The sequence below is a fragment of the Acinetobacter sp. V110_1 genome (assembly GCF_031798975.1).
In the GTDB taxonomy this organism is placed as follows: Bacteria; Pseudomonadota; Gammaproteobacteria; order Pseudomonadales; family Moraxellaceae; genus Acinetobacter; species Acinetobacter nosocomialis_A.
In genome coordinates this window covers 24,909-45,553 of record NZ_JAVQNN010000013.1, presented here as the reverse complement: position 1 = coordinate 45,553, position 20,645 = coordinate 24,909, and the positions used below count along the sequence as shown (strand labels likewise).

Annotated in this window: 20 protein-coding genes; 11 read left to right on the top strand and 9 right to left on the bottom strand. The window is 39.2% G+C overall.

The window, feature by feature from the left end; all coding sequences use genetic code 11:
- Nucleotides 1–35: 35 nt before the first annotated feature.
- On the bottom strand, nt 36–281 hold the full coding sequence (locus RMA95_RS02750) for a SlyX family protein (protein ID WP_002053395.1): 246 nt from the start codon (nt 279–281) through the stop codon (nt 36–38).
- A gap of 32 nt (nt 282–313) precedes the next feature.
- Here RMA95_RS02750 and RMA95_RS02745 point away from each other — a divergent pair, with 32 nt between their 5' ends.
- Nucleotides 314–2,224 (top strand): ATP-binding cassette domain-containing protein, encoded by a 1,911-nt coding sequence (locus RMA95_RS02745; protein ID WP_311069528.1) that lies wholly within the window; start codon nt 314–316, stop codon nt 2,222–2,224.
- Nucleotides 2,225–2,244: 20 nt separating this feature from the next.
- Here RMA95_RS02745 and RMA95_RS02740 read toward each other — a convergent pair whose 3' ends face one another.
- Nucleotides 2,245–3,252, bottom strand: a complete 1,008-nt coding sequence (locus RMA95_RS02740) for an acyltransferase family protein (protein WP_311069527.1) — start codon at nt 3,250–3,252, stop codon at nt 2,245–2,247.
- 140 nt (nt 3,253–3,392) lie between these two features.
- Here RMA95_RS02740 and RMA95_RS02735 point away from each other — a divergent pair, with 140 nt between their 5' ends.
- The 3 genes from RMA95_RS02735 (at nt 3,393) to RMA95_RS02725 (ending at nt 6,446) form a co-directional block, all read left to right on the top strand.
- A complete protein-coding gene (locus tag RMA95_RS02735) occupies nt 3,393–4,025 on the top strand; it encodes a LysE family translocator (RefSeq protein WP_304456513.1) in 633 nt (210 codons plus the stop codon).
- Nucleotides 4,026–4,144: 119 nt separating this feature from the next.
- Nucleotides 4,145–5,080, top strand: coding sequence for an LpxL/LpxP family Kdo(2)-lipid IV(A) lauroyl/palmitoleoyl acyltransferase (lpxL, locus tag RMA95_RS02730; protein WP_311069526.1), 936 nt, complete (start codon nt 4,145–4,147; stop codon nt 5,078–5,080).
- Between the two features lie 265 nt (nt 5,081–5,345).
- Nucleotides 5,346–6,446: a glycosyltransferase family 4 protein gene (locus RMA95_RS02725; protein ID WP_311069525.1), complete on the top strand. Its 1,101-nt coding sequence runs from the start codon at nt 5,346–5,348 to the stop codon at nt 6,444–6,446.
- Between the two features lie 56 nt (nt 6,447–6,502).
- Here RMA95_RS02725 and gltP read toward each other — a convergent pair whose 3' ends face one another.
- On the bottom strand, nt 6,503–7,789 hold the full coding sequence (gene gltP, locus RMA95_RS02720; protein ID WP_087605936.1) for a glutamate/aspartate:proton symporter GltP: 1,287 nt from the start codon (nt 7,787–7,789) through the stop codon (nt 6,503–6,505).
- 689 nt (nt 7,790–8,478) lie between these two features.
- Nucleotides 8,479–9,600: an endonuclease/exonuclease/phosphatase family protein gene (locus RMA95_RS02715; protein ID WP_311069524.1), complete on the bottom strand. Its 1,122-nt coding sequence runs from the start codon at nt 9,598–9,600 to the stop codon at nt 8,479–8,481.
- A 187-nt stretch (nt 9,601–9,787) separates the two neighbouring features.
- Between RMA95_RS02715 and asd the strand changes: the two genes are divergently transcribed.
- The 5 genes from asd to truA all read left to right on the top strand — a co-directional run bounded on the left by asd (nt 9,788) and on the right by truA (nt 15,613).
- Nucleotides 9,788–10,906, top strand: a complete 1,119-nt coding sequence (asd, locus tag RMA95_RS02710; RefSeq protein WP_311069523.1) for an aspartate-semialdehyde dehydrogenase — start codon at nt 9,788–9,790, stop codon at nt 10,904–10,906.
- Nucleotides 10,907–11,054: 148 nt separating this feature from the next.
- A complete protein-coding gene (locus RMA95_RS02705) occupies nt 11,055–12,419 on the top strand; it encodes a hypothetical protein (protein WP_311069522.1) in 1,365 nt (454 codons plus the stop codon).
- Between the two features lie 59 nt (nt 12,420–12,478).
- Nucleotides 12,479–13,768, top strand: a complete 1,290-nt coding sequence (locus RMA95_RS02700) for a hypothetical protein (RefSeq protein WP_311069521.1) — start codon at nt 12,479–12,481, stop codon at nt 13,766–13,768.
- 58 nt (nt 13,769–13,826) lie between these two features.
- Complete coding sequence (locus RMA95_RS02695; protein ID WP_311069520.1) at nt 13,827–14,801, top strand: asparaginase; 975 nt, start codon at nt 13,827–13,829, stop codon at nt 14,799–14,801.
- 14 nt (nt 14,802–14,815) lie between these two features.
- Nucleotides 14,816–15,613 (top strand): tRNA pseudouridine(38-40) synthase TruA, encoded by a 798-nt coding sequence (truA, locus tag RMA95_RS02690; RefSeq protein ID WP_039250315.1) that lies wholly within the window; start codon nt 14,816–14,818, stop codon nt 15,611–15,613.
- A 16-nt stretch (nt 15,614–15,629) separates the two neighbouring features.
- On the opposite strand, the gene RMA95_RS02685 is transcribed toward truA, so the two are convergent.
- The gene (locus tag RMA95_RS02685; protein WP_004710706.1) at nt 15,630–16,640 is read right to left on the bottom strand and encodes an AraC family transcriptional regulator; all 1,011 of its coding nucleotides are present in this window, start codon (nt 16,638–16,640) and stop codon (nt 15,630–15,632) included.
- A gap of 264 nt (nt 16,641–16,904) precedes the next feature.
- Here RMA95_RS02685 and infA point away from each other — a divergent pair, with 264 nt between their 5' ends.
- Nucleotides 16,905–17,126, top strand: coding sequence for a translation initiation factor IF-1 (infA, locus tag RMA95_RS02680; RefSeq protein ID WP_001284370.1), 222 nt, complete (start codon nt 16,905–16,907; stop codon nt 17,124–17,126).
- A 51-nt stretch (nt 17,127–17,177) separates the two neighbouring features.
- On the opposite strand, the gene RMA95_RS02675 is transcribed toward infA, so the two are convergent.
- Nucleotides 17,178–17,552 carry a lysozyme inhibitor LprI family protein gene (locus tag RMA95_RS02675; protein WP_081400361.1) on the bottom strand — a complete coding sequence of 125 codons (375 nt, stop codon included), beginning with the start codon at nt 17,550–17,552 and terminating at the stop codon, nt 17,178–17,180.
- 167 nt (nt 17,553–17,719) lie between these two features.
- Here RMA95_RS02675 and RMA95_RS02670 point away from each other — a divergent pair, with 167 nt between their 5' ends.
- Nucleotides 17,720–18,127 (top strand): hypothetical protein, encoded by a 408-nt coding sequence (locus RMA95_RS02670; RefSeq protein WP_311069519.1) that lies wholly within the window; start codon nt 17,720–17,722, stop codon nt 18,125–18,127.
- 56 nt (nt 18,128–18,183) lie between these two features.
- Here the strand turns inward: RMA95_RS02670 and leuB are convergent, their stop codons facing one another.
- From leuB to leuD, 3 genes are all read right to left on the bottom strand, one after another.
- Nucleotides 18,184–19,263, bottom strand: coding sequence for a 3-isopropylmalate dehydrogenase (gene leuB / locus RMA95_RS02665; RefSeq protein WP_077164956.1), 1,080 nt, complete (start codon nt 19,261–19,263; stop codon nt 18,184–18,186).
- A gap of 31 nt (nt 19,264–19,294) precedes the next feature.
- A complete protein-coding gene (locus RMA95_RS02660; protein ID WP_086495924.1) occupies nt 19,295–19,885 on the bottom strand; it encodes a hypothetical protein in 591 nt (196 codons plus the stop codon).
- Nucleotides 19,886–19,997: 112 nt separating this feature from the next.
- Nucleotides 19,998–20,645: a 3-isopropylmalate dehydratase small subunit gene (leuD, locus tag RMA95_RS02655; RefSeq protein WP_004698920.1), complete on the bottom strand. Its 648-nt coding sequence runs from the start codon at nt 20,643–20,645 to the stop codon at nt 19,998–20,000.

The following is a 20,645-nucleotide window of genomic DNA, read 5'->3' as shown; positions in this document are numbered from 1 at the left end:
TAGTTAAAAAGGCAAGTATTGAACTTGCCTTTTTATTAATAGTGCGGGGGTTTATTCGTTAATGGATCAAAAGGTGCAATGCCTTCTGATAAATCCGAAGATTCCACACGTTGATAAAGTAATTGCATTTGTTTTTTCAAATCAGCTATTTCCTGAGTTTGAATAGCGAGTTGTTGATTTAATTGTTCAACTAAATCATCCAAAAATGTAATTCGCACTTGCAAATCTTCAATGGGTGCGGAAAATGACGCTTGATCATCATGATATGGTGGTTTAGTCATTTAAATCCTCATTTGAGATTCTGGAAAACATTATGGCCTATATTACCCTAAGGGATGTCCAACTTGCTTTTGGCGGACCTGCCCTGCTCGATGGCGCGAACTTTAATCTAGAACGTGGCGAACGAGTCTGTTTAATTGGGCGTAATGGTGAAGGTAAGTCTACTTTACTTAAACTCATCGAGGGAAGCTTATTACCAGATTCTGGTGAAGTTTCTATTCAAAATGGTTTAACTGTTTCTATGTTAGCCCAAGACGTTCCAATGGACTCTGGCAAAGTTGCTGACATTGTGGCAGACGGCGCAGGAGAAGCTGCTGAAGTACTCAGAGCTTATCATGAAGCAACCGATGCTTGTATGCTAGGAGACATGGAAGCATGTGACCGTATGGGTAACCTTCAGCACAAGCTAGATCAACTAGACGGCTGGGCGCTTGAAAACAAGGTGAATGCCCTATTAAGTAAAATGGGACTCGACCCAAATGCAGATTTGGCAGACTTATCTGGTGGACGTAAACGTCGTGTTTTACTCGCTCGTGCTCTTTTAACGCAGCCAGACGTATTACTTCTAGACGAACCAACCAACCATTTAGATGTTGAAAGTATTGAGTGGCTAGAAAAATTCCTACTCGATCAAAACAATTTAACACTTCTATTTATTTCGCATGACCGCTCTTTTGTAGATAGCATTGCGACTCGAATTGTTGAACTTGACCGCGGCATCCTACGTGGCTACGAAGGTAACTATTCACGTTATCTAGAGCTTAAAGCTCAGCAAATGGAGGCAGAAGAGAAACAAAATGCTTTATTTGATAAAAAGTTAGCTGAAGAAGAGGCTTGGATTCGTCAAGGCATTAAGGCACGTCGCACACGTAACGAAGGCCGTGTTCGTGCATTAAAAGCGTTACGCGAAGAATCGAAAGCTCGCCGCTCACAACAAGGCAAAGTGAGCATGGCGACTCAAGAAGCAAATCGCTCTGGTAAATTAGTATTTGATATTGAGCACTTAAGCGTATCTTATGATGGTAAACCACTCATCAAAGACTTCTCGACGCTTGTCATGCGTGGTGACCGTATTGGCCTAGTAGGTGATAACGGTGTCGGTAAAACAACGTTAATTAAAGCCATTCTAGGTGAAATCGAACATGGCGGTTCTGTTAAGACAGGTACTCAATTAGAAATTGCTTATTTTGATCAATTACGTAATGCCTTAGATCTTGAAAAAACAGTCATGGCAAACGTTTCAGAAGGCTCTGACTTTGTAGATGTAAATGGCAACCGTCGTCATATCTACAGCTATTTACAAGATTTCTTGTTCTCACCTGAACGCGCACGTACACCAGTAAAAGCCCTTTCGGGTGGTGAGCGTAACCGTATTTTGCTTGCTAAATTATTGCTTAAGCCATCGAACCTGATTGTGATGGACGAACCAACCAATGACTTGGATATGGTGACTCTTGAGCTACTTGAAGAGATGCTTTCTGAATATAAAGGCACTTTATTACTCATTTCGCATGACCGTGCATTTATGGATAACGTTGTCACTTCTACTTGGGTATTTGATGGCAAAGGCAATATTGCAGAATACATTGGTGGTTACCAAGATTACTTACTACAACGTCCAGATGACAAAGTAGTAGACCAGAAGTCTGACGTTAAGAAAGCTCAAGCAAAAGCTGAAGCTGAAAAAGCTGCCGCTCAAAGTACCGTGAAAAAGGTGAAATTGAGCTATAAAGACCAACGTGAACTTGAGCAACTTCCTGCCGAAATCGAGAAACTGGAAGTTGAACAAGCCGAGCTTTCTGACAAACTTGCAGATGGTTCGTGGTTTGTGTCCGATGCAGATGCTGCGACTCAAGCAAGCCAACGCCTAGCAGAAATTGAAGAATTACTGCTTGAAAAATTAGAGCGTTGGGATGAACTTGAGCAAATGAGTAAAGGCAGTTAATCAATAAAAAAGGGCTTTAATTAAAGCCCTTTTTTTGGATTTAGAATTTCTAGTAATGCCATAAAAGGTTTATAAACGAATAAAGAGATGAAGCGAATTAAACGTTCAAATATCTGTAACTGCAAAACCATACAACTGAGGATAGCCAAAACAAGACTAATAAAAATATTGATCTCTACCGAATATTTAAAACTTAATTGATGAGTCAAAACAATAATTACAAAACCATGCAATATATAAACTGGCAGCGTTTTTTGGCCTAAACCGATCCAAGGTTGTTTAAAATTTTGAGTGAGTACAAATAAACTCAAAACACCCATAGCCGATAGCAACATAATTACACTGCGAATCAGTATTCCCTGCCATAGATCTACATGGAGTTGAAAATATGACAAACTACCAAATAGCCAGTAATAACTATAATGACTTATAGCGGCTACAGCAGTAATGATGAATAATGGGATAACAGCAAATAACTTTGCATAAGGCAACTGCGGAATATACTGGAAAATGGTTTTACCATAGATCGCCCCCACCATAAAAAAAGGTAAAAATACGAAAATTCGACCCATCGAATAGCTGTAATTATTGATGGGTGAGCATCCAATAAGTAAAGCTAAAACGATTGAAAACAGAACTGGATATGCCGTCTTTTTTAGGAAAAAAGCGAGAACCGTCCAAGCCACCATCCCAAATAAATACCATAGCACCCAATAAGGCTTAGCAAACCATACCAAATGAAACGACCAATTCCATAAACTTCCATTATAGAAGGCATCAAGCAACTGAAATAAAAGTTGAAATGGCAAATACAACGATAAAAGGTAAATTAACTTTTCTAGGATTTTCTCTTCTTTAAAAAACATGCCTGAGATACAAATAAAAGCTGGCATATGAACAAAGTAAATGCTCCCTAAAATCGCTTGATTTAGAGGTTCGTTCCAGCCAATTAACCTTTCAAGGTAATGACCTAATACAACCAGAAAAATTAAGACACCTTTTGTGGCATCGATATGGAGATTTCTCATAAATTTCTATGAAATCAGGATATTCATATCATACTGAATTATTCTTATTTTTTGATTCAAAAAGACAATGAATAAAGTTTCGCTGTATACAAAACAATTATGATATACCTATCAGTATAATAATATTTAAGGATATTTCCGTGCTAGATCTCTCTCAAATTTTGGCATTCGGACTCATTTGCTTGGCGATGGTACTCACCCCAGGTCCAAACATGATTTATCTTATCTCTCGTTCCATTAGTCAGGGCAAACTCGCAGGTTTTATTTCCCTCGGCGGTGTTGCGGTTGGTTTTGTATTTTATATGCTCTGCGCTTCTTTCGGGATCACAGCGCTTGTGGTTGCAGTTCCATATGCTTATGACACAATTCGGATTGCCGGTGCCATATATTTACTCTGGCTTGCATGGAAAGCATTACGTCCAAATGCTGCGCCTATTTTCAGTGTAAAAGACTTATCTATCGATTCACCATTAAAATTATTTTTAATGGGCTTTTTGACAAATTTACTTAATCCTAAAATTGCGATTATGTATTTGTCTTTATTGCCACAGTTTATTCACCCACAACAAGGCAGTATTTTAGCGCAGTCTATTCAACTCGGAACCATACAAATTTTTGTAAGTGTTTCAGTCAATGCACTGATTGTGTTTTCTGCAGGTAGCATTGCGCTCTTTCTACAACAAAAACCGCTTTGGGCAAGCATCCAACGCTGGATTATGGGGACGGTATTAGCCGGACTCGCTGTTCGTATTCTTTTAGAACACCGCCGATAACTTAGTTTATTCTTCTTTACCAGCTCTAAACCTTCAATTTACTCCTGTGTATTACGACGATAAATTCAGTTCGTGATACACTTTTGGCAGTTTTAACTTTTTAAATTTTTTATATCGTTATGAGCCAAAAGCAGCCTTATACGCCCGGTGAGTTTCAGTGGTCCTTTTTATTACCCAAATATTGGGGTGTATGGATTGCGATTACTTTCCTCATGCTTTTGGCTATTTTACCGTGGGCGATTCAATGGCGTTTGGCTCACGGGTTAGCAAATATCGCTTGGAAATATTTAAAATCTCGTCGCAAAACCACTATTCGTAATTTAGAAGTTTGCTTTCCCGAATGGTCATCTGAAAAAGTACAGCAACAAGCAAAACAAGTTTTTGTAGATATGATGCTTGGTATTTTTGAGACCTTAAACGCTTGGTATAAGCCGTACTGGTTTAAAAACCGTGTCACGATTGAAGGCTTAGAACACATTACCAATGCTCAAGCACAAGGCAAAGGCGTTTTATTACTGGGAACTCACAGTACTTTGCTTGATGCTGGTGGTTATGTATGTGCTCAGTATTTTGAGCCAGATGTTGTATATCGTCCTCAAAATAATCCCCTACTCGACATGCTAATTTATCGCTGTCGAGCAACCATTTACAAAGCACAAATCGATCATGATGATATGCGTGGCTTAATTCGCCAACTTAAAGATGGTGATGCAATTTGGTATAGCCCCGATCAAGACTTCGGCCTCAAACAAGGCGTTATGGCACCATTTTTTGGAGTTCCTGCGGCCACAGTAACCGCGCATCGTCGTTTATTAAAAATCTCGAAAGCGGTTGCTGTCCCTTTATATTTTTATCGTCATGGCGATGTACAGAACCCTAAATATCATATCTTGATTGAACCTGCAGTCGACAATATGCCAAGTGACGATGAAGTTGATGATGCAACCCGTGTAAATAAGATTATTGAGAATCAGCTTCGTATCGCACCAACTCAATATATGTGGTTTCACCGTCGCTTTAAGACACGTCCTGAAGGATATGAAGAGATCTATTAAGATAAAGCTGTAATGATTTTAAATTAGTAGTAGGCATAGCCTCAATTTAAAGTGAAATTCAAATACTTTCGAATAGGCAGACCTTACTTTTTAGGGATAAAAAGTAAGCAAAAATCCTTTGTTCCGCTGATGTTACTTCCATGTAACACAGCGAAACAGCGACATCCATGTCGCTATCACGATAGTAAATTCCGGATAATGATTTAGTTTGAAATGATGTATCTGTAGATCATCCATCTTTTATGAATGTATAAGGCAAAAAACAATGAAAGTGATGCAACTTCTCCCAGAACTCAATAGCGGTGGCGTAGAACGCGGCACACTGGAAATTGCACGTGCACTAGTTGCACAAGGCCACCAATCTTTAGTTGTATCAAATGGCGGACGGTTAGTGTCTCAACTTGAAGCCGAGGGCTCTAAACACTTAACGCTACCGATTCATAAAAAATCTTTATCGAGTTTATGGCAAATTCGCCCTTTACGTCGACTTATTGAAGAGCATCAACCCGATATTGTTCATGTCCGCTCACGTGTGCCAGCTTGGCTTACTCATTTTGCCTTAAAAGGAATACCAGCAAATAAACGTCCTCACCTCATTAGCACAGTACATGGTTTCTATTCAGTTAATCGTTATAGTGCGATTATGACTCAAGCTGAAAAAGTAATTGCCGTTTCTGACAGTGTAGTTAAATACATCACTGACCATTATAAAAACTGTCCACCTCAAGATATTGTCCGGATTTATCGAGGAATTGATCCAGCTGCTTTCCCGCATAACTACCAACCCTCAGCACAGTGGTTTAATCAAGTTTTTAATGACTTTCCTGAACTCGAAAATAAATTTTTACTATGCTTGCCTGGCCGTATTACACGTTTAAAAGGACATGAAAGCCTAATTGAGTTGATGCAACAACTTCAGTCGCAATATCCTCAACTACATGCTGTGGTTGTAGGTGGAGCCAATGCTAAAAAACAAGCCTATTTAAGTGAGCTGCAAAGCACCATTCAAAACAAAGGTCTCGCAGATAAGATCACCTTTGTAGGACATCGCTCAGATATACGCGAATGGCTCGCTTTTAGCGACATCGTGCTCTCTCTATCCAATCAAGCAGAAACATTCGGTAGAACAGCATTAGAAGCACTCTCAGTCGGTACACCGGTGATTGGCTGGAACCGTGGAGGTGTTGCAGAGATTTTATCGAATGTATATCCACAAGGTCTTGTTGAAGCTGAAAATGAAAAAGCCTTAGTCGAAACAGTAAAACATCATATTGAACAACCTCAAACAGTCGCTCCTGTGGCAACGTTCAGTTTAAAAGATATGTGCGACCAGACCCTTGAGCTATATCAAAGTGTATTGAAATAACGTAATAAAAAAACCCGCGATGATCGCGGGTTTTTTACAACTAAAAGAAAGCAGTCTTATTTAAATGTTGCTTCATAAGCAGCAGCTTTTTCATAGTCATATTGTTTTTCCCACTTACTGATTACAAGTACCGCAAGCGCGTTACCTACAACGTTCAACGCAGTACGAGCCATATCCATGATACGGTCAACACCAGCAATAAATGCTAAGCCTTCTACAGGAATACCAACACTACCTAATGTCGCTAATAACACAACGAATGATACGCCAGGAACACCTGCGATACCTTTAGAAGTAATCATTAGTGTTACAACCAAAATAACTTGTTGGCTGATTGACATTTCGATACCGTAAAGCTGTGCAATAAAGATTGCTGCAATACTTTGGTAAAGCGTAGAACCGTCAAGGTTAAATGAATAACCTGTTGGGATTACAAAACTAGAAATCGCTTTTGGCGCACCGTAAGCTTCCATTTTTTGCATAATACGCGGTAAAACTGTTTCCGAACTTGCAGTCGAATATGCCAAGATTAATTCATCTTTCAAAATCTTAAACAATGTAAAGATATTGATGCTGAACATTTTTGCAGTTAAACCAAGTACCACTAAAGCAAAGAACAAGATTGCACCGTAAACCAATACAACCAATTTACCTAATGGAATAAGTGAAGCGAAACCGAAGTTTGCAACAGTTACAGCGATTAAACCAAATACACCCACTGGCGCATATTTCATGATGATGTGCGTCACACGGAACATTGTTTCCGAGATAGCATGAAATACATTTAATAGCGGATCTTTCGTCGTAGCTGGCAATGAAGATAAGCCAATACCAAAAAGCACAGCAAAGAAAATCACAGGTAACATTTCGCCATGCGCCATTGAACTAATAATGTTCGTTGGGATAAGCGATAATATTGTCTGCATGATGCCATGAGACTGTGACTGTACTTCTTCAGTTGTATGCTTATATTGAGAAATATCAGTTTGAACCAGTTGAGACATATCAATGCCTGAACCTGGATGGAAGATATTCGCTGCAACCAAGCCAACTAAAATAGCAATAGTAGTAATAATTTCGAAATAGAGAATGGTTTTAAAACCAAGACGCCCTAGACTTTTTGTACTGCCAACACCAGCAATACCTAAAATCAATGTAGAGAAAACGATTGGAATAACAATCATTTTAATCAGGCTAATAAAGATCTTACCTAATGGAGTAAGAACATTAGTTACAATACTATCTTTGATTTCAGGCTGGTTATGTAAAACAGCCCCGACAACTATCCCTAGGATTAAAGCAATTAAAATTTGCCACGCAAGGCTAAATTTAAAATTCTTCATAAGACAATCCTTATGCACCGCAAAGTATCAAATATGAGAGGGAGAAGAACACTATTCTTATAGTGAAACCTCAATATGTGCAGTAATTTCCAAACAGAAATTTAAATACACAAGCAAATCACAACCCGCCGATCCGGCGAAGTAAACAACAATGCCTGTTGACGATCCAACATGTCAACGATCGGCACATTCTATTGAGATTTGCCAATTAAACAAGTCCAATTTATGTCTAAATAGACCAAAGCCTATATTTATTCCTCAATAATCTATAAAAACAAAAACTTAACAAAAAAAATTTTTGTATCTATTTTCATCGAAAAAAGCTTTGATATATAAAAAAATTTAAGAACTACTACCTATATTAAATAGATTTTAAAATTAAGATAACCTTAAAAAAATTTCTTTAATTTACAATTAATTAAATGGTATTTATATAAATATCAACCCGAGTTCTGCGTCCTGCAAAACTCGGGTAAATGAGGTTGTGCTTTCAGGGTATATAATTCTTTTTATCGCTTCCGTTCTAACATCGTATCCGTGATGTCGTTCCATATCAGCTTAGTGCATCCTTACTTGGGATTATCCATTCCCGCTTCCGTGTGCCGATGAATGTAGAATACGGGTTTTAGATTCCCCTGCCTATTGGACCTAGACTCAAATCTTTGTACGATATTGCTTACAACTTATTTTTATATACTTTTCTCTTTATAAGGCTCCGCAATTTCATCAGTTACTATTTTTTCTTCTTTTTCAGCTTTAGCAATACCTTCTTGTATCGCAGCTTGAGCTTCCTCTTCATCATCTTGAGTTTGCTCTATTTCTTCTTGAATCTCTTCAAATATTCGTCCTGTTTGTAAAACGACGTAGACAGGAAAATGATCTGATCCAATATGAGGTAAACGCTGCATTTTTACCAAACCAAAGTCTGTACTGTGAAAGATATGGTCGAGTGACCAGCGTAATAAAGGATAGTCTGCATGAAAAGTATTTATAAAATGTCGCCCAACTCGCGGGTCGAGCAACCCACTAATACGCTGAAATAAACGGGTTGTCCGTGACCACGCTACATCGTTTAAATCCCCCATCACAATACAACTTTCATCTAAATCCTTAATTTGATCTCCAACAATCAAAAGCTCTGCATCTCGTAGTGTTGAATCTTTTGCTTCAGTTGGACTAGGCGGTTTTGGATGTAAACAGTAGAGCTGAACAGGCATCCCAGAACGTAAGATAACGGTGGTATGGATAGAAGGAATTTCATCACTTAAAATGAATTTGACCTCAACATTTTTAAGCGGTAGTCGACTATATAAATGCATGCCATATAAGTTATCGAGAGGTACAGGCACACGGTAAGGGTAATCCGCTTCAATTTCTTTTAAAGCATTTTCCCACGTTTTATCTGTTTCTAAAGTAAGAAGTAAGTCAGGTTTGAGTGACCGCACATGTTCAAGAAGCAAATGATATTTATCATTAGGCATGAGCACATTGGAAACGATAAGTGAAATTTGCTTTTTGGGATCTATTTGCTGTTGTTTGACTTTTTTAACCTGCTTTTTCCAAAACAATGTATAAGGTAAAACCATTTTAAGCTGATAAGCAATTGCCGCGATGAGCACCGCAAGCAAAATCTCACGCCCGATATTCCATTCATCCGGCCAAAACAACATACCAATTAGAGCAATTAAGCCAATAAATAGAATTTGTAGCCGCGGAAAATCAGCCCCTCTAAACCACCATTCATCACGAGGAATAAGTGACCAGAAAGTCAACCAAATCACCACTACAGATAGAACTTCGATATAAATCATTGAAATTACTCTTTTAAGATGATTTGTTTTTTAATGTTTTTGTCATCTTTATCAATTTTGTATGTAACATAAACAAGATATTCTACTCAATAAAATTGCTGTTTTGATTCTGTAACGCTTGCAGTTGTGAGCACTTTTGATACACTCAACTCCCCCTAACAATTTTAACGCACCGAGGCAAAATGACATGAAAGTAGGTCTGGTCGGTTGGCGCGGGATGGTCGGTTCCGTCCTTATGCAACGTATGGTTGAAGAGAATGATTTTGCTCATATTGAGCCATTCTACTTCTCTACCAGTAATGCAGGTGGTGAAGCTCCTTCATTTGGTGGTAAGACTGCCCCAGCACTTATGGAAGCTACAGACATTAATAGTCTGAAGCAAATGGATGTCATTATTACCTGCCAAGGTGGTGACTACACGTCTGAAGTTTTCCCACAGTTAAAAGCAACTGGTTGGGATGGCTACTGGATTGATGCTGCATCTACTTTACGTATGTCTGATGATGCAATCATCGTTCTTGATCCAGTTAACCTTAACGTGATTAAAGATGGTTTAGCGAAAGGTACTAAAACTTTCGTGGGTGGTAACTGTACAGTATCACTTATGTTGATGGGCGTAGGCGCACTTTTCCAAAACAATTTGGTTGAGTGGATGACTGCTATGACTTATCAAGCAGCATCAGGTGCTGGTGCGCAAAACATGCGTGAGTTGTTAACAGGTATGGGTTATTTATACAACAATACCAAGACATTGTTAGATGATCCTAAATCTGCAATTCTTGATATTGACCGCCAAGTTGCTGAGCTACAACGTGGTGAAGGTTTCCCTTCTGCGAACTTTGGTGTGCCACTTGCTGGTTCATTAATTCCTTACATTGATAAACAGCTTGAAAGCGGTCAATCTAAAGAAGAGTGGAAAGGTCAAGTTGAAACCAACAAGATTTTAGGTAACTCTCAAATCGTTCCTATTGATGGTCACTGTGTGCGTATCGGTGCAATGCGTTGCCACTCTCAAGCATTAACCATCAAACTGAAAAAAGATGTTCCGCTTGATGAGATCGAAGATATGATTCGTAACTCAAACCAGTGGGCTAAAGTTGTACCAAATACACGTGAAGCATCTATGACTGATCTTACACCTGTAGCTGTGACTGGTACCTTAACTGTACCTGTAGGCCGTTTACGTAAACTCAATATGGGTAAAGAGTATCTCGGTGCATTCACAGTAGGCGATCAGCTACTTTGGGGTGCTGCTGAACCTTTACGTCGTATGTTACGTATTTTAGTAGAATACAAAAGCTCATAATTTGACCTGAATCATTCAGTCAAAACAAAAAGCCGATCACATTTGATCGGCTTTTTCGTAACTGGTTTGTGAAAAATTAACAATTTATTTACATTTCATTATTGTATAATTTTGAACGACTTTACGACTGATCAGGTCATGGATTGAGATGACTGCATATAACAAATTAAAAATTGCCATTTTCACCATTATGTCTTCGCCTTCTGTTTATGCGATTACATTAGATCCTATTCAAATTCAATCTGCGCCTGGGGAATTACTGTATGCAGAAATGAATTTTCAGCAAGCCGATCCAAATACGCCCTTGCAAGTCAGTTTAGCCACGCAAGAAGATCTCAATGGTTTAGGAGTCACTCATCAACCTCCTGGTAACTTGAATTTTTATACGCGACAAAATGGCCAAGGTTCTGGTGTTATTGTAATTACCTCATCTCGTCCTATTATTGATCCTGAACTGAACATTGTCGTAAAAGTCAGTGAAGGTAATGCAACTCGTCTTCAACATATTAAAACCGTTTTAAAGCCATCGCCTATAAAAAAGGTCGCTGCTAACGAAAGTCCACTTTCACCGCAATTTATCGTAAATGAAAAAGACATCGCGTTAAACTTACCTGAAAGTACTCGATACACACCTGCTGAGACAGCAACAACCGTAGCCGAAACTCCAGCTAATGAACGTAATCTAAACATTAGCACCGGATCTGCTCCGGCTTTAAATAGTTCTGCTCCTGCGACACCTTTTACCGAAAAACCTTCGACTCAAGCGCCACAGCAAACTATCGCAGCAATGAGTACTGAGCAGCCATCTGCTGTAGAAAAACAGCCATCTGCGCCTCTTAAACCAAGCAATGACAATCAAACAACTACAGTCAAAAAAGCAGCCCAAGCTAAGCCTGCTCAACACAAAAATGTATTAAGTAAAAGTACACCGAAAAAGCAAAAAATCAGCACCTATAAAGGCCCAGCACCTACAGGTAAATATGTCGTACAACGGAATGAGTCTTTATGGACTATTGCTAATCGTATTGCAGCACAGACCAAACAACCTGTGTCTAAAGTCATGCGAGATATCCAAGCTCAAAACCGACATGCGTTTATTCAAGGTGATGTAAACCGTTTACGTCAGGGAATTTCACTAAACTTAACAGCAGCAAATACAGCTAAAGCTTCACATCCAAAACCTAAATCGAGTGAAGCCAACTTAGCAAAACCATCTTCTGGCAGAGCTAAATATCGTTTACAACAAGCTGAAATGAGCATTGTGGCAGAGAACAGCCCAAATTCTACTCATGGAAGTGCAAAAAAGAGCACACAACAAGGTCAAAACAATACTGAGTTAGCAGTAAAAGTTATGACAACTCGAGAAAAAACCGTTACATTACAAAGGAATGTAACCAAACTAAATCAAACTTTAAGTTTAAAAGACCAACGTATTCAACTTCTGAATGCGCGTTTGGCAGAGTTACAACAGCAGTTACAAGCACAGCAACGAACTCACAAGCAAAAACATTAAGTTAAAACCAGAGTTAGCTCGCTTTATATTGCAAAATTTTATTTTTTAAGGGGAAAGTAATGTTATATGTGATTCCGTTTATCATATTACTCGTGGTCGCCGTTGTTTTAAAAAAGCGTGAGAATGGCCAAAAACAAGAGACCACCTCCTCAAAAAGTATAAGTAAAAAAGCAGGTAAAAAAGCGAGCGCCAAATCGAGTAAAAGCTCTCGCGAAAAAAGTAAAGCCAGTGTAGTTGAAGAAGTCGCTCCTGCGCTTCCACAAAGTAGTCCGGTACCAGAAGCTGTTCGTCAAAATATTCTACAACTCATTCAAGAAAAACAGTTTTCTGCGGCCGAAGCTCAAGTCAATCAGGCACTAAAGAAAGACAATACCCAACACGAATTGTATTTATTACTTCTTGAAGTTCATATTGCTCAAAAAGATGAATTTGCGATTCAACAACTTATTAGCCACATTCGCAGCTTGGCATTAAATGAAATCGCAATTAAAGCAGAAGCAAGACAAAAAGAATATGAGTCTTCAAGACAACCTGATGCTATTGATTTTCCTCAGGCTCAAACGTATGAAGAGCCAAAAAATACACCTGATACAACAGCTCAGTTTGACCAGTTAACAACAAGTTCTTCTGAAGCTTCTTTTGATGACTTGCAGAAAGACTATACACCGGTAAAACAAGAACCTGCTGTTGAAGTTGAACCGTTAGAATTTAACTTTTCATTCGAAAAAACTGCGGCTACAGAAAATACCAGCCAACCTATAGAACCAGAAGTATCAAATTCTCCGCAAGAACCAGAAGTATCGTCATCTAAGGAAACAAATGAGCTAGCTGATTTAGAGTTTTCTTTTGACTTGGCCCCTCAGCATGAAACTGAGGAAAAAACTCAAGCAGTAGAGGTAAAAGCAGATCAAGAGAGTAGCGTCAATGCATTAGATTTCAACCTTGACTTAAATCCTTCAAGTTCAGAGACGAAATCTGTTGAACAAGCTACATCATTAGATGAATTTACACTCGTAGAACAAGCGCCATTAGAAGCAACTTCGATCGCACCACTTGAGTTTTCGTTAGATGAGCCTACGTTAGTTACAGCACCAGAGCTTGAAACTCAAAACCCTATAGATGTAGTCAATGAAGCAGTTACGCAAGCTCAAATAGAAGATCCACTTCTAGAAGCTTTTCCAGAATTAAAACAAGTAAATGAAAGTGAGCTCGACTTAAAGTTGGCTGAGCAATACATTAAGTTTGGAGCGAACCAAGCAGCACGCAATTTACTACAGGCTGATGAGCAAAAATTCAACACAGAACAACAACAACATGCGAAAAACCTACTTAATCGCATAGCTTCTTAGAACTGTTCGATTTACCATAAGCAGTCAGAGATGACTGCTTTTTTATGCCTGCAAAAATATGAAAAAAATAGCCTTATTTTATATGGGTGGTACTTTTGGTTGCATTGGTGAACCTTTAGCTCCGATGCCTTATGACCAATTCTTGCCTCAACTTGAAAAAGTGATTCCCCCACACTTAACAGTCGACTGCTTCGCTGCACCTAATATTGTCGATAGCAGTGCATGTACTGCACCTGATTGGTTACGCCTCATTCAACGCATACAACAACTACAACTTGAAGGCTATCAACATTTCGTTGTTATTCACGGTACAGATACGCTCAGTTATGCGGCTGCAACCCTAGCCCGCTTTTTAGGCCAAAGCTGTCATATTGTGATTACTGGTAGCCAATACCCGTTACTCAATGTTCAAGGTGATAATACTCGTGAATTTACTGATGCAATTGAGAACTTATATCTTGCATTAGAACAAGTGATTGCCCTACCTGTAGGTGGTGCATATCTTGCATTCCATCATCAAGTATTCCATGCACAAACTGCTTTAAAAACGCATACAACTGAACTCGATGCATTTTCAGGTTTAAGTAGTGAAGCTGAGTTTACGCCTCAGCAAAATGAATTGATCGTACAAGATGCTCAAATTGAAAAAGCAGCTTCATTCCAAATTTTAAACTGGATGATGCAACCGATTGCAACACAGCACTTGGTACAACAGTTACGTCACTTACTTTCTGCCCCACCGCACTTTTTGGTGTTACAAGGCTTTGGTACAGGCAATATCGCAGTAAACCCTGAACTATTGGCAACCTTAGATGAACTGTATGCTCATGGTTGTGTTCCAATCTTGGCGACACAAGTGACCTTTGGCGGCATTGACCAACGTTATGCAATTAGTGCTTGGGCAAAAACTGCAAAAATTGTCATTAATGATGCACATAGTCATGCAGATCTTTATGCAAAAGCACTTCAAATCTATTTAAAATACCCAACCCCAGAACAATGGCTCAGCCATTGGAATGAAAATTTGCATTAAATAGAGGTAAAGCTATGCAACGTTATGCGGTCGGTATTGAGTTTAGCGGAGTTCAATATCGAGGTTGGCAAACACAACAGCCAGGCGTTGCCAGCGTTCAGGAAACGATTGAGCGTGTACTCAGCAAAATTGCAGATGAACCTATTGCACTTCATGGTGCGGGTAGAACAGATGCAGGTGTACATGCAACCAATATGGTGGCACATTTCGATACGAATGCCATTCGACCAGAAACGGGATGGTTAAGAGGAGCAAATAGCCAGTTACCTAAAGATATTTCCATTCAGTGGATTAAAGTGATGGATGAAAATTTTCATGCACGCTTTAAGGCGACTGCTCGACGTTACCGCTATGTTATTTATAACGCTCCGTGTCGACCAGCCCTCTTACATAAACAGGTTACGCACATTTACCAACAGCTAGATGTGCAAAAGATGATTAAAGCTGCCAGTAAATTTGAAGGTACGCATAACTTTGAAACCTTTCGCGCAGCAGCATGCCAGTCCAATAAGCCTGTACGACATGTAACGCATTGCCGTCTATTTGAACATGGTCGCTACTTGGTCTTAGATATTCAAGCAGATGGTTTTTTACACCATATGGTACGCAATATTGTCGGATGCTTACTCGAAATTGGTCAAGGTATGTATGAAATAGACCATATCGATGCGATGTTTGCGGCACAAGATCGTAAAGCGGCAGGAGTCACTGCTCCGCCTGACGGCCTCTACTTTATTCAATGTTATTACCCTGAGCAATTTGACTTGCCACAGCCACCACTTGGGCCACATTGGTTAAACCTACCTGAGTAGGCTTAACCCATTTTTATTAACGGTGTTGTTTACGCTTACGGTACTCAACTGGTGTTTCATTGGTCCATCGTTTAAACGCACGATAGAACGTACTTGGTTCAGAGAAACCCGTTAAATACACAATACGCTCCACGCTCTCACTGGTATTTGCCAAAAGTTTTTTAGCCAAACGACAGCGATAGTCAGAAAGTATTTGCTGGAAACTAGTATTTGCTTCGCTTAACTGTGTCCGTAAACGGCGCGGTGTAATATTTAATTGAGCTGCTACAGTTTCTAGCGTGGTTTCTCCACTTTCAAGTGTCGAACCAATAGCACGACGAACTTCACCCACTAAATCATAACGAGCAAGTTCTTGTAACTTTTCAATTGCGAGCTGCTCATGCAATTGCAATAGTTCAGGCTCTGCTTGCCAAAGCTGGAAGTCTAAAATGGCAGGGTCAAAATATAGTCTTGTTTCTTTTTGCCCTAAACTTACCGGACAGCCATAAACTCGGAAATATTCGTCCTCCGAAGCACCTTCACTAAAGTTAAAATCGATGAAGATAGGATGAAACTGCCCTTCAGTAATAAATTTGAAGAATCGAAGCACACCAGAAATCGCACATTCTGAAAAATGACGATTTACAAGGTTGTCGGCTCCCACTTGCTCACCATTAGTCAAATAGCAGCGTCCATCTTCAACCACCAGTTTTGCATCGAATGCATCACTAATTAGACGTTGGTAAGCCAAAGCTCGCTTAAGCCCTTCACCAAAGGTTTCACTACTAATGAATAAATGTTCAATCACCTGACCGCGGTATAAAGGCAAATGTTCACCTAAATGCAAACCGATGTCTGGATCTTTACTGACTTCCTGAGCTGCAGTCCAAAAGGCATACTGTGCACTTAACGGAGTACGTGCATTAGTATCGACCTGATTTAAAGCGACTCCCGCTTTAGTTAATATTTCTTCTGTTGGCAATCCTGCACGACGAATTGCTTGATAGCCAAAACGTAATACAACTGATGCATCTGTTAGCTGACCCACGCAGTGCCCTTCCATGTAGATACTTCATTGATACTTAGGAGCTGTTGACTCTTTTTTCATGAACAGTCCCTAATAACTATGATTTTAGATTAGCGTTGATTGACCAAACTGACAACAGAATTAGAGTTGTTTTGTGAAAAAAATTGCATCTTTTTTTACTAGTCATAGTTTAACCAGATGCTTTAACAAGAAGATGTCTATCTTGTTTTTTTTAAATAAATTGACTATAATTTGCGCCTTTCCAATTTGATCATCAGGTAGGCTATGGCCAATAAAGAGGAACTCATTGAGTTCGAAGGCGTTGTCACCGAAACGCTTCCTAATACGATGTTCCGTGTACGTCTTGAAAACGGTCACGAAGTTATTGCACACATTTCTGGTAAAATGCGTAAACACTATATCCGTATTCTTACTGGCGACAGTGTGAAAGTCGAAATGACTCCATATGACTTAACTAAAGGTCGTATTACGTACCGTGCTCGCTAATTAGTGAATGCAAAAAAGCCACATCATGAAGTGGCTTTTTTATTGCGTTATTTATTCACTTAATCGACTGGTTTTACATCCAACTGTTTGGCATTCACGCAATCTTTCTTGCAGCCAATGGTTTCTTTCTTGCGTTGTCTGTAAACGGCATTGCACGTCTACACTATTTCTATTTGAATCTGTACATTCAGCATCACGTTGACGTATCCAAGCAAGCTGAGACTTCTTAAGCGTACTTCGTTGCGCTGTATTCAATTTTGCTCTTAATGCCTGATAGTTTTTATTCAGGTCTGCATCAGCACTCGCATAGATTTTATTTGTACAGTAAATATCATCATAAGTATTACGAGTAGTGTCACAATTATCGGCATATACCGCTGTTACTCCAAAGCTGCATAAAAATGCTAAAAGTATTTTTTTCATCATGTTTTCCTTAAGTTTTTTGCAAAATAATTATAAAGCCTTTTGGATATGAGTATGAATTCCTAGATAAACTCATTCTCCATTTATCATAAACTTCCTTTTTCCCTTTACAAGCTAGGCAATCCAACCTACCGTTATCTAATAATAAATATAATGTGATAGAGAGAAAAATGAATATACAGACCCTATGTCGAATAAGCTTACTCTCAGTGATACTTATTCATTTTAACGGTTGTGCAAATGTCCCACGCCAATCTGTCGACTTACAGGAATATTTAAAAGGCTTTCTGGGCAAATCTTCGACCACCATTCAACAAGAACTAAACTTACGCGGTCTTGGTTTTCAAATTGCTCATGTTCCACAGAAAACATCAAATCAACTCATCTACACAATTTTACGGCCATTAAGTATTCCCATTCCTATGGTGAGCAATGTTGAAATGGGTGGTAATCCAGTCCCTATTCAATCGGGGTCTTTAGGAAGCAATTCTTACGATGTTAATTTTAGTTGCAAAGTTATTTTTCAGCTTAAAAATGACATTGCTGAATCAATCCAATATCAGGGCAAAGCCTGTTAAAACCTTTCGACAATAAAAAACGCAGCTTCAAGCTGCGTTTTTTACCAAAGTAGCGATTAAGCAAGAGCAGCAACAACTGCTGCACCCATCTCGGCTGTACCTACTTTAGTCATGCCTTCAGACATAATATCGGCTGTACGGAAACCTTGATCAAGTACTTGCCCTACTGCATCTTCAATTGCTTTAGCAGCAGCTTCTTCACGGAAGGTATAACGAAGCATCATTGCAACAGAAAGAATCGTTGCTAATGGGTTTGCCACATTTTGACCTGCAATATCAGGCGCCGAACCATGACAAGGTTCATACATGCCTTTGCCACTTTCATCTAAAGAAGCTGATGGCAACATACCAATTGAGCCTGTAAGCATTGCTGCTTCGTCAGATAAGATATCGCCAAACAAGTTGCCTGTAACGATTACGTCAAACTGTTTAGGTGCACGTACAAGTTGCATGGCAGCATTGTCCACATACATATGTGAAAGCTGAATATTTGGATAGTTCGCTTGCTGTAAGTCAGTAACCGTTTGCTTCCAAAGCTCTGTCACTTCTAAAACGTTTGCTTTATCTACAGAACACACTTTACCGCCACGTAATCCTGCAAGTTCAAAAGCCACTTTTGCAATGCGTTTAATTTCACTTTCAGAATAAACGTCAGTGTTATAGCCTTGTTTTTCACCATTTTCGAGTTCACGAATACCACGTGGCTGACCAAAGTAGATACCACCAGTTAATTCACGAACAATTAAAATATCTAAACCAGCAACAATCTCAGGCTTTAAGCTAGAAGCATCGGCTAATTGTGGGTATAAAATCGCTGGGCGCAAGTTAGCAAACAAGTTAAGTTCACTACGAATTTTTAAAAGACCACGTTCAGGGCGAATAGAGCGTTCAATAGTGTCCCATTTTGGTCCGCCAACGGCACCTAATAAAATGGCATCAGCTTTCTTTGCTTGCTCGCTTGTTACAGCTGGGTACGGTTCACCATGAGCATCAATCGCTGCGCCACCCAATAGGCCATGTTCCCAAGTCAACGACAAATTAAATTTTTCATTTACTTTATTTAATACTTTTTCTGCTGCCCCAACAATTTCAGGACCAATTCCATCACCAGCCAAAATTAAAATCTGTTTAGACATGAAGTTTTCCATTTTCAAAGACAAGACAGCGTTATGACTGTCGTGGTGTTAGTTTTTTCTGTTCGAGAAATTCACCGAGTCCTGTGGTTACATCAAATGGTCGACAAAAACGGCGAATTACACGCCCATCCTGCTCTAAGTCAACACATAATGGATCTGGTACAGAAACATTGAGCAAACTACCCGAACGGTTAGATTTGTCTCGGTACATTTTAAACATATAGCGATGATTAGCTTTGAATTGGTGAATAACATGGATCGTTTCTGCCCGATCTGGAGAAATCGGATAGTAACGAATCACCACTTCATATTGTTTCGCAGGCACAGATAGATACAAGCTATTGCTTTGACTCAACACCGAACCATTTAATCTTACAATTCCTTGATGAATTGCCTGATTACTAATTCTACGTGTCTGTGCATCAACAACAGTAATATCATTTAGCCGTTCAAATTCGCAACTTTTTGCGCCCGAACAATATATTGCTGCATTTTGCCCCAAATGTTCTTGTTCAGCCTGCTTAATACGAACAGTATCAACTACATTATGAGTGCTCTGACAAGCACTTAGTGTTATTGCGCACAGGCCCAACAAAAAGCTATGAGTAACGTTCCTCTTCATTGTTCAAGCCCAATCCTCATCTAGTGCATAATTTTAAGCTGTTGTTATGCTTTAGCATGTTAGCAAGAGTTTGAACACGACGCCATGACTATGTTTAAAATGTACCAAAAGGTTAATTTATCTCTTGGAATACCCAAGGACGAACCTGTTTAGTTTTTTCTTCATAAGCGCGAATTGCATCCGCATTTTGAAGAGTTAAACCAATATCATCCAAGCCATTTAACAAGCAATGCTTACGAAATGGATCTACCTCGAATTTAAATGCTTCACCATTTGGTGTACGAACTTCTTGCGCAGCTAAATCAATAGTTAATTGATAACCTTCATTCGCAGCACATTCTTTAAATAACTGATCAACAATGTTCTCAGGCAAAATGACTGGCAACATGCCGTTTTTAAAACAGTTATTAAAGAAAATATCCGCAAAACTTGGTGCAATAACAGTACGGAAACCATATTCGTTTAATGCCCAAGGTGCATGTTCACGACTTGAACCACAACCAAAGTTAGTACGAGCAATTAAAACTGTTGCACCTTGATAACGCGGTTGATTCAAAACGAAATCCGGATTTTTTGGACGTACCGAATTATCTTGACCAGGGTAGCCTTCATCTAAATAGCGAAGTTCATCAAATAAATTGTCGCCAAAACCAGTACGTTTAATCGATTTTAAAAACTGTTTTGGAATAATTAAATCTGTATCGACATTGGCACGATCTAATGGTGCAACGATACCTTGTTCAACTGTATAAGCTTTCAT

Coding starts and splice junctions, on each gene's coding strand:
- RMA95_RS02750 (WP_002053395.1), bottom strand. CDS start 281: ATGACTAAACCACCATATCATGATGATCAAGCGTCATTTTCCGCACCC.
- RMA95_RS02745 (WP_311069528.1), top strand. CDS start 314: ATGGCCTATATTACCCTAAGGGATGTCCAACTTGCTTTTGGCGGACCT.
- RMA95_RS02740 (WP_311069527.1), bottom strand. CDS start 3,252: ATGAGAAATCTCCATATCGATGCCACAAAAGGTGTCTTAATTTTTCTG.
- lpxL (WP_311069526.1), top strand. CDS start 4,145: ATGAGCCAAAAGCAGCCTTATACGCCCGGTGAGTTTCAGTGGTCCTTT.
- RMA95_RS02725 (WP_311069525.1), top strand. CDS start 5,346: ATGAAAGTGATGCAACTTCTCCCAGAACTCAATAGCGGTGGCGTAGAA.
- gltP (WP_087605936.1), bottom strand. CDS start 7,789: ATGAAGAATTTTAAATTTAGCCTTGCGTGGCAAATTTTAATTGCTTTA.
- RMA95_RS02715 (WP_311069524.1), bottom strand. CDS start 9,600: ATGATTTATATCGAAGTTCTATCTGTAGTGGTGATTTGGTTGACTTTC.
- asd (WP_311069523.1), top strand. CDS start 9,788: ATGAAAGTAGGTCTGGTCGGTTGGCGCGGGATGGTCGGTTCCGTCCTT.
- RMA95_RS02705 (WP_311069522.1), top strand. CDS start 11,055: ATGACTGCATATAACAAATTAAAAATTGCCATTTTCACCATTATGTCT.
- RMA95_RS02700 (WP_311069521.1), top strand. CDS start 12,479: ATGTTATATGTGATTCCGTTTATCATATTACTCGTGGTCGCCGTTGTT.
- RMA95_RS02695 (WP_311069520.1), top strand. CDS start 13,827: ATGAAAAAAATAGCCTTATTTTATATGGGTGGTACTTTTGGTTGCATT.
- truA (WP_039250315.1), top strand. CDS start 14,816: ATGCAACGTTATGCGGTCGGTATTGAGTTTAGCGGAGTTCAATATCGA.
- infA (WP_001284370.1), top strand. CDS start 16,905: ATGGCCAATAAAGAGGAACTCATTGAGTTCGAAGGCGTTGTCACCGAA.
- RMA95_RS02675 (WP_081400361.1), bottom strand. CDS start 17,552: ATGATGAAAAAAATACTTTTAGCATTTTTATGCAGCTTTGGAGTAACA.
- RMA95_RS02670 (WP_311069519.1), top strand. CDS start 17,720: ATGAATATACAGACCCTATGTCGAATAAGCTTACTCTCAGTGATACTT.
- leuB (WP_077164956.1), bottom strand. CDS start 19,263: ATGTCTAAACAGATTTTAATTTTGGCTGGTGATGGAATTGGTCCTGAA.
- RMA95_RS02660 (WP_086495924.1), bottom strand. CDS start 19,885: ATGAAGAGGAACGTTACTCATAGCTTTTTGTTGGGCCTGTGCGCAATA.
- leuD (WP_004698920.1), bottom strand. CDS start 20,645: ATGAAAGCTTATACAGTTGAACAAGGTATCGTTGCACCATTAGATCGT.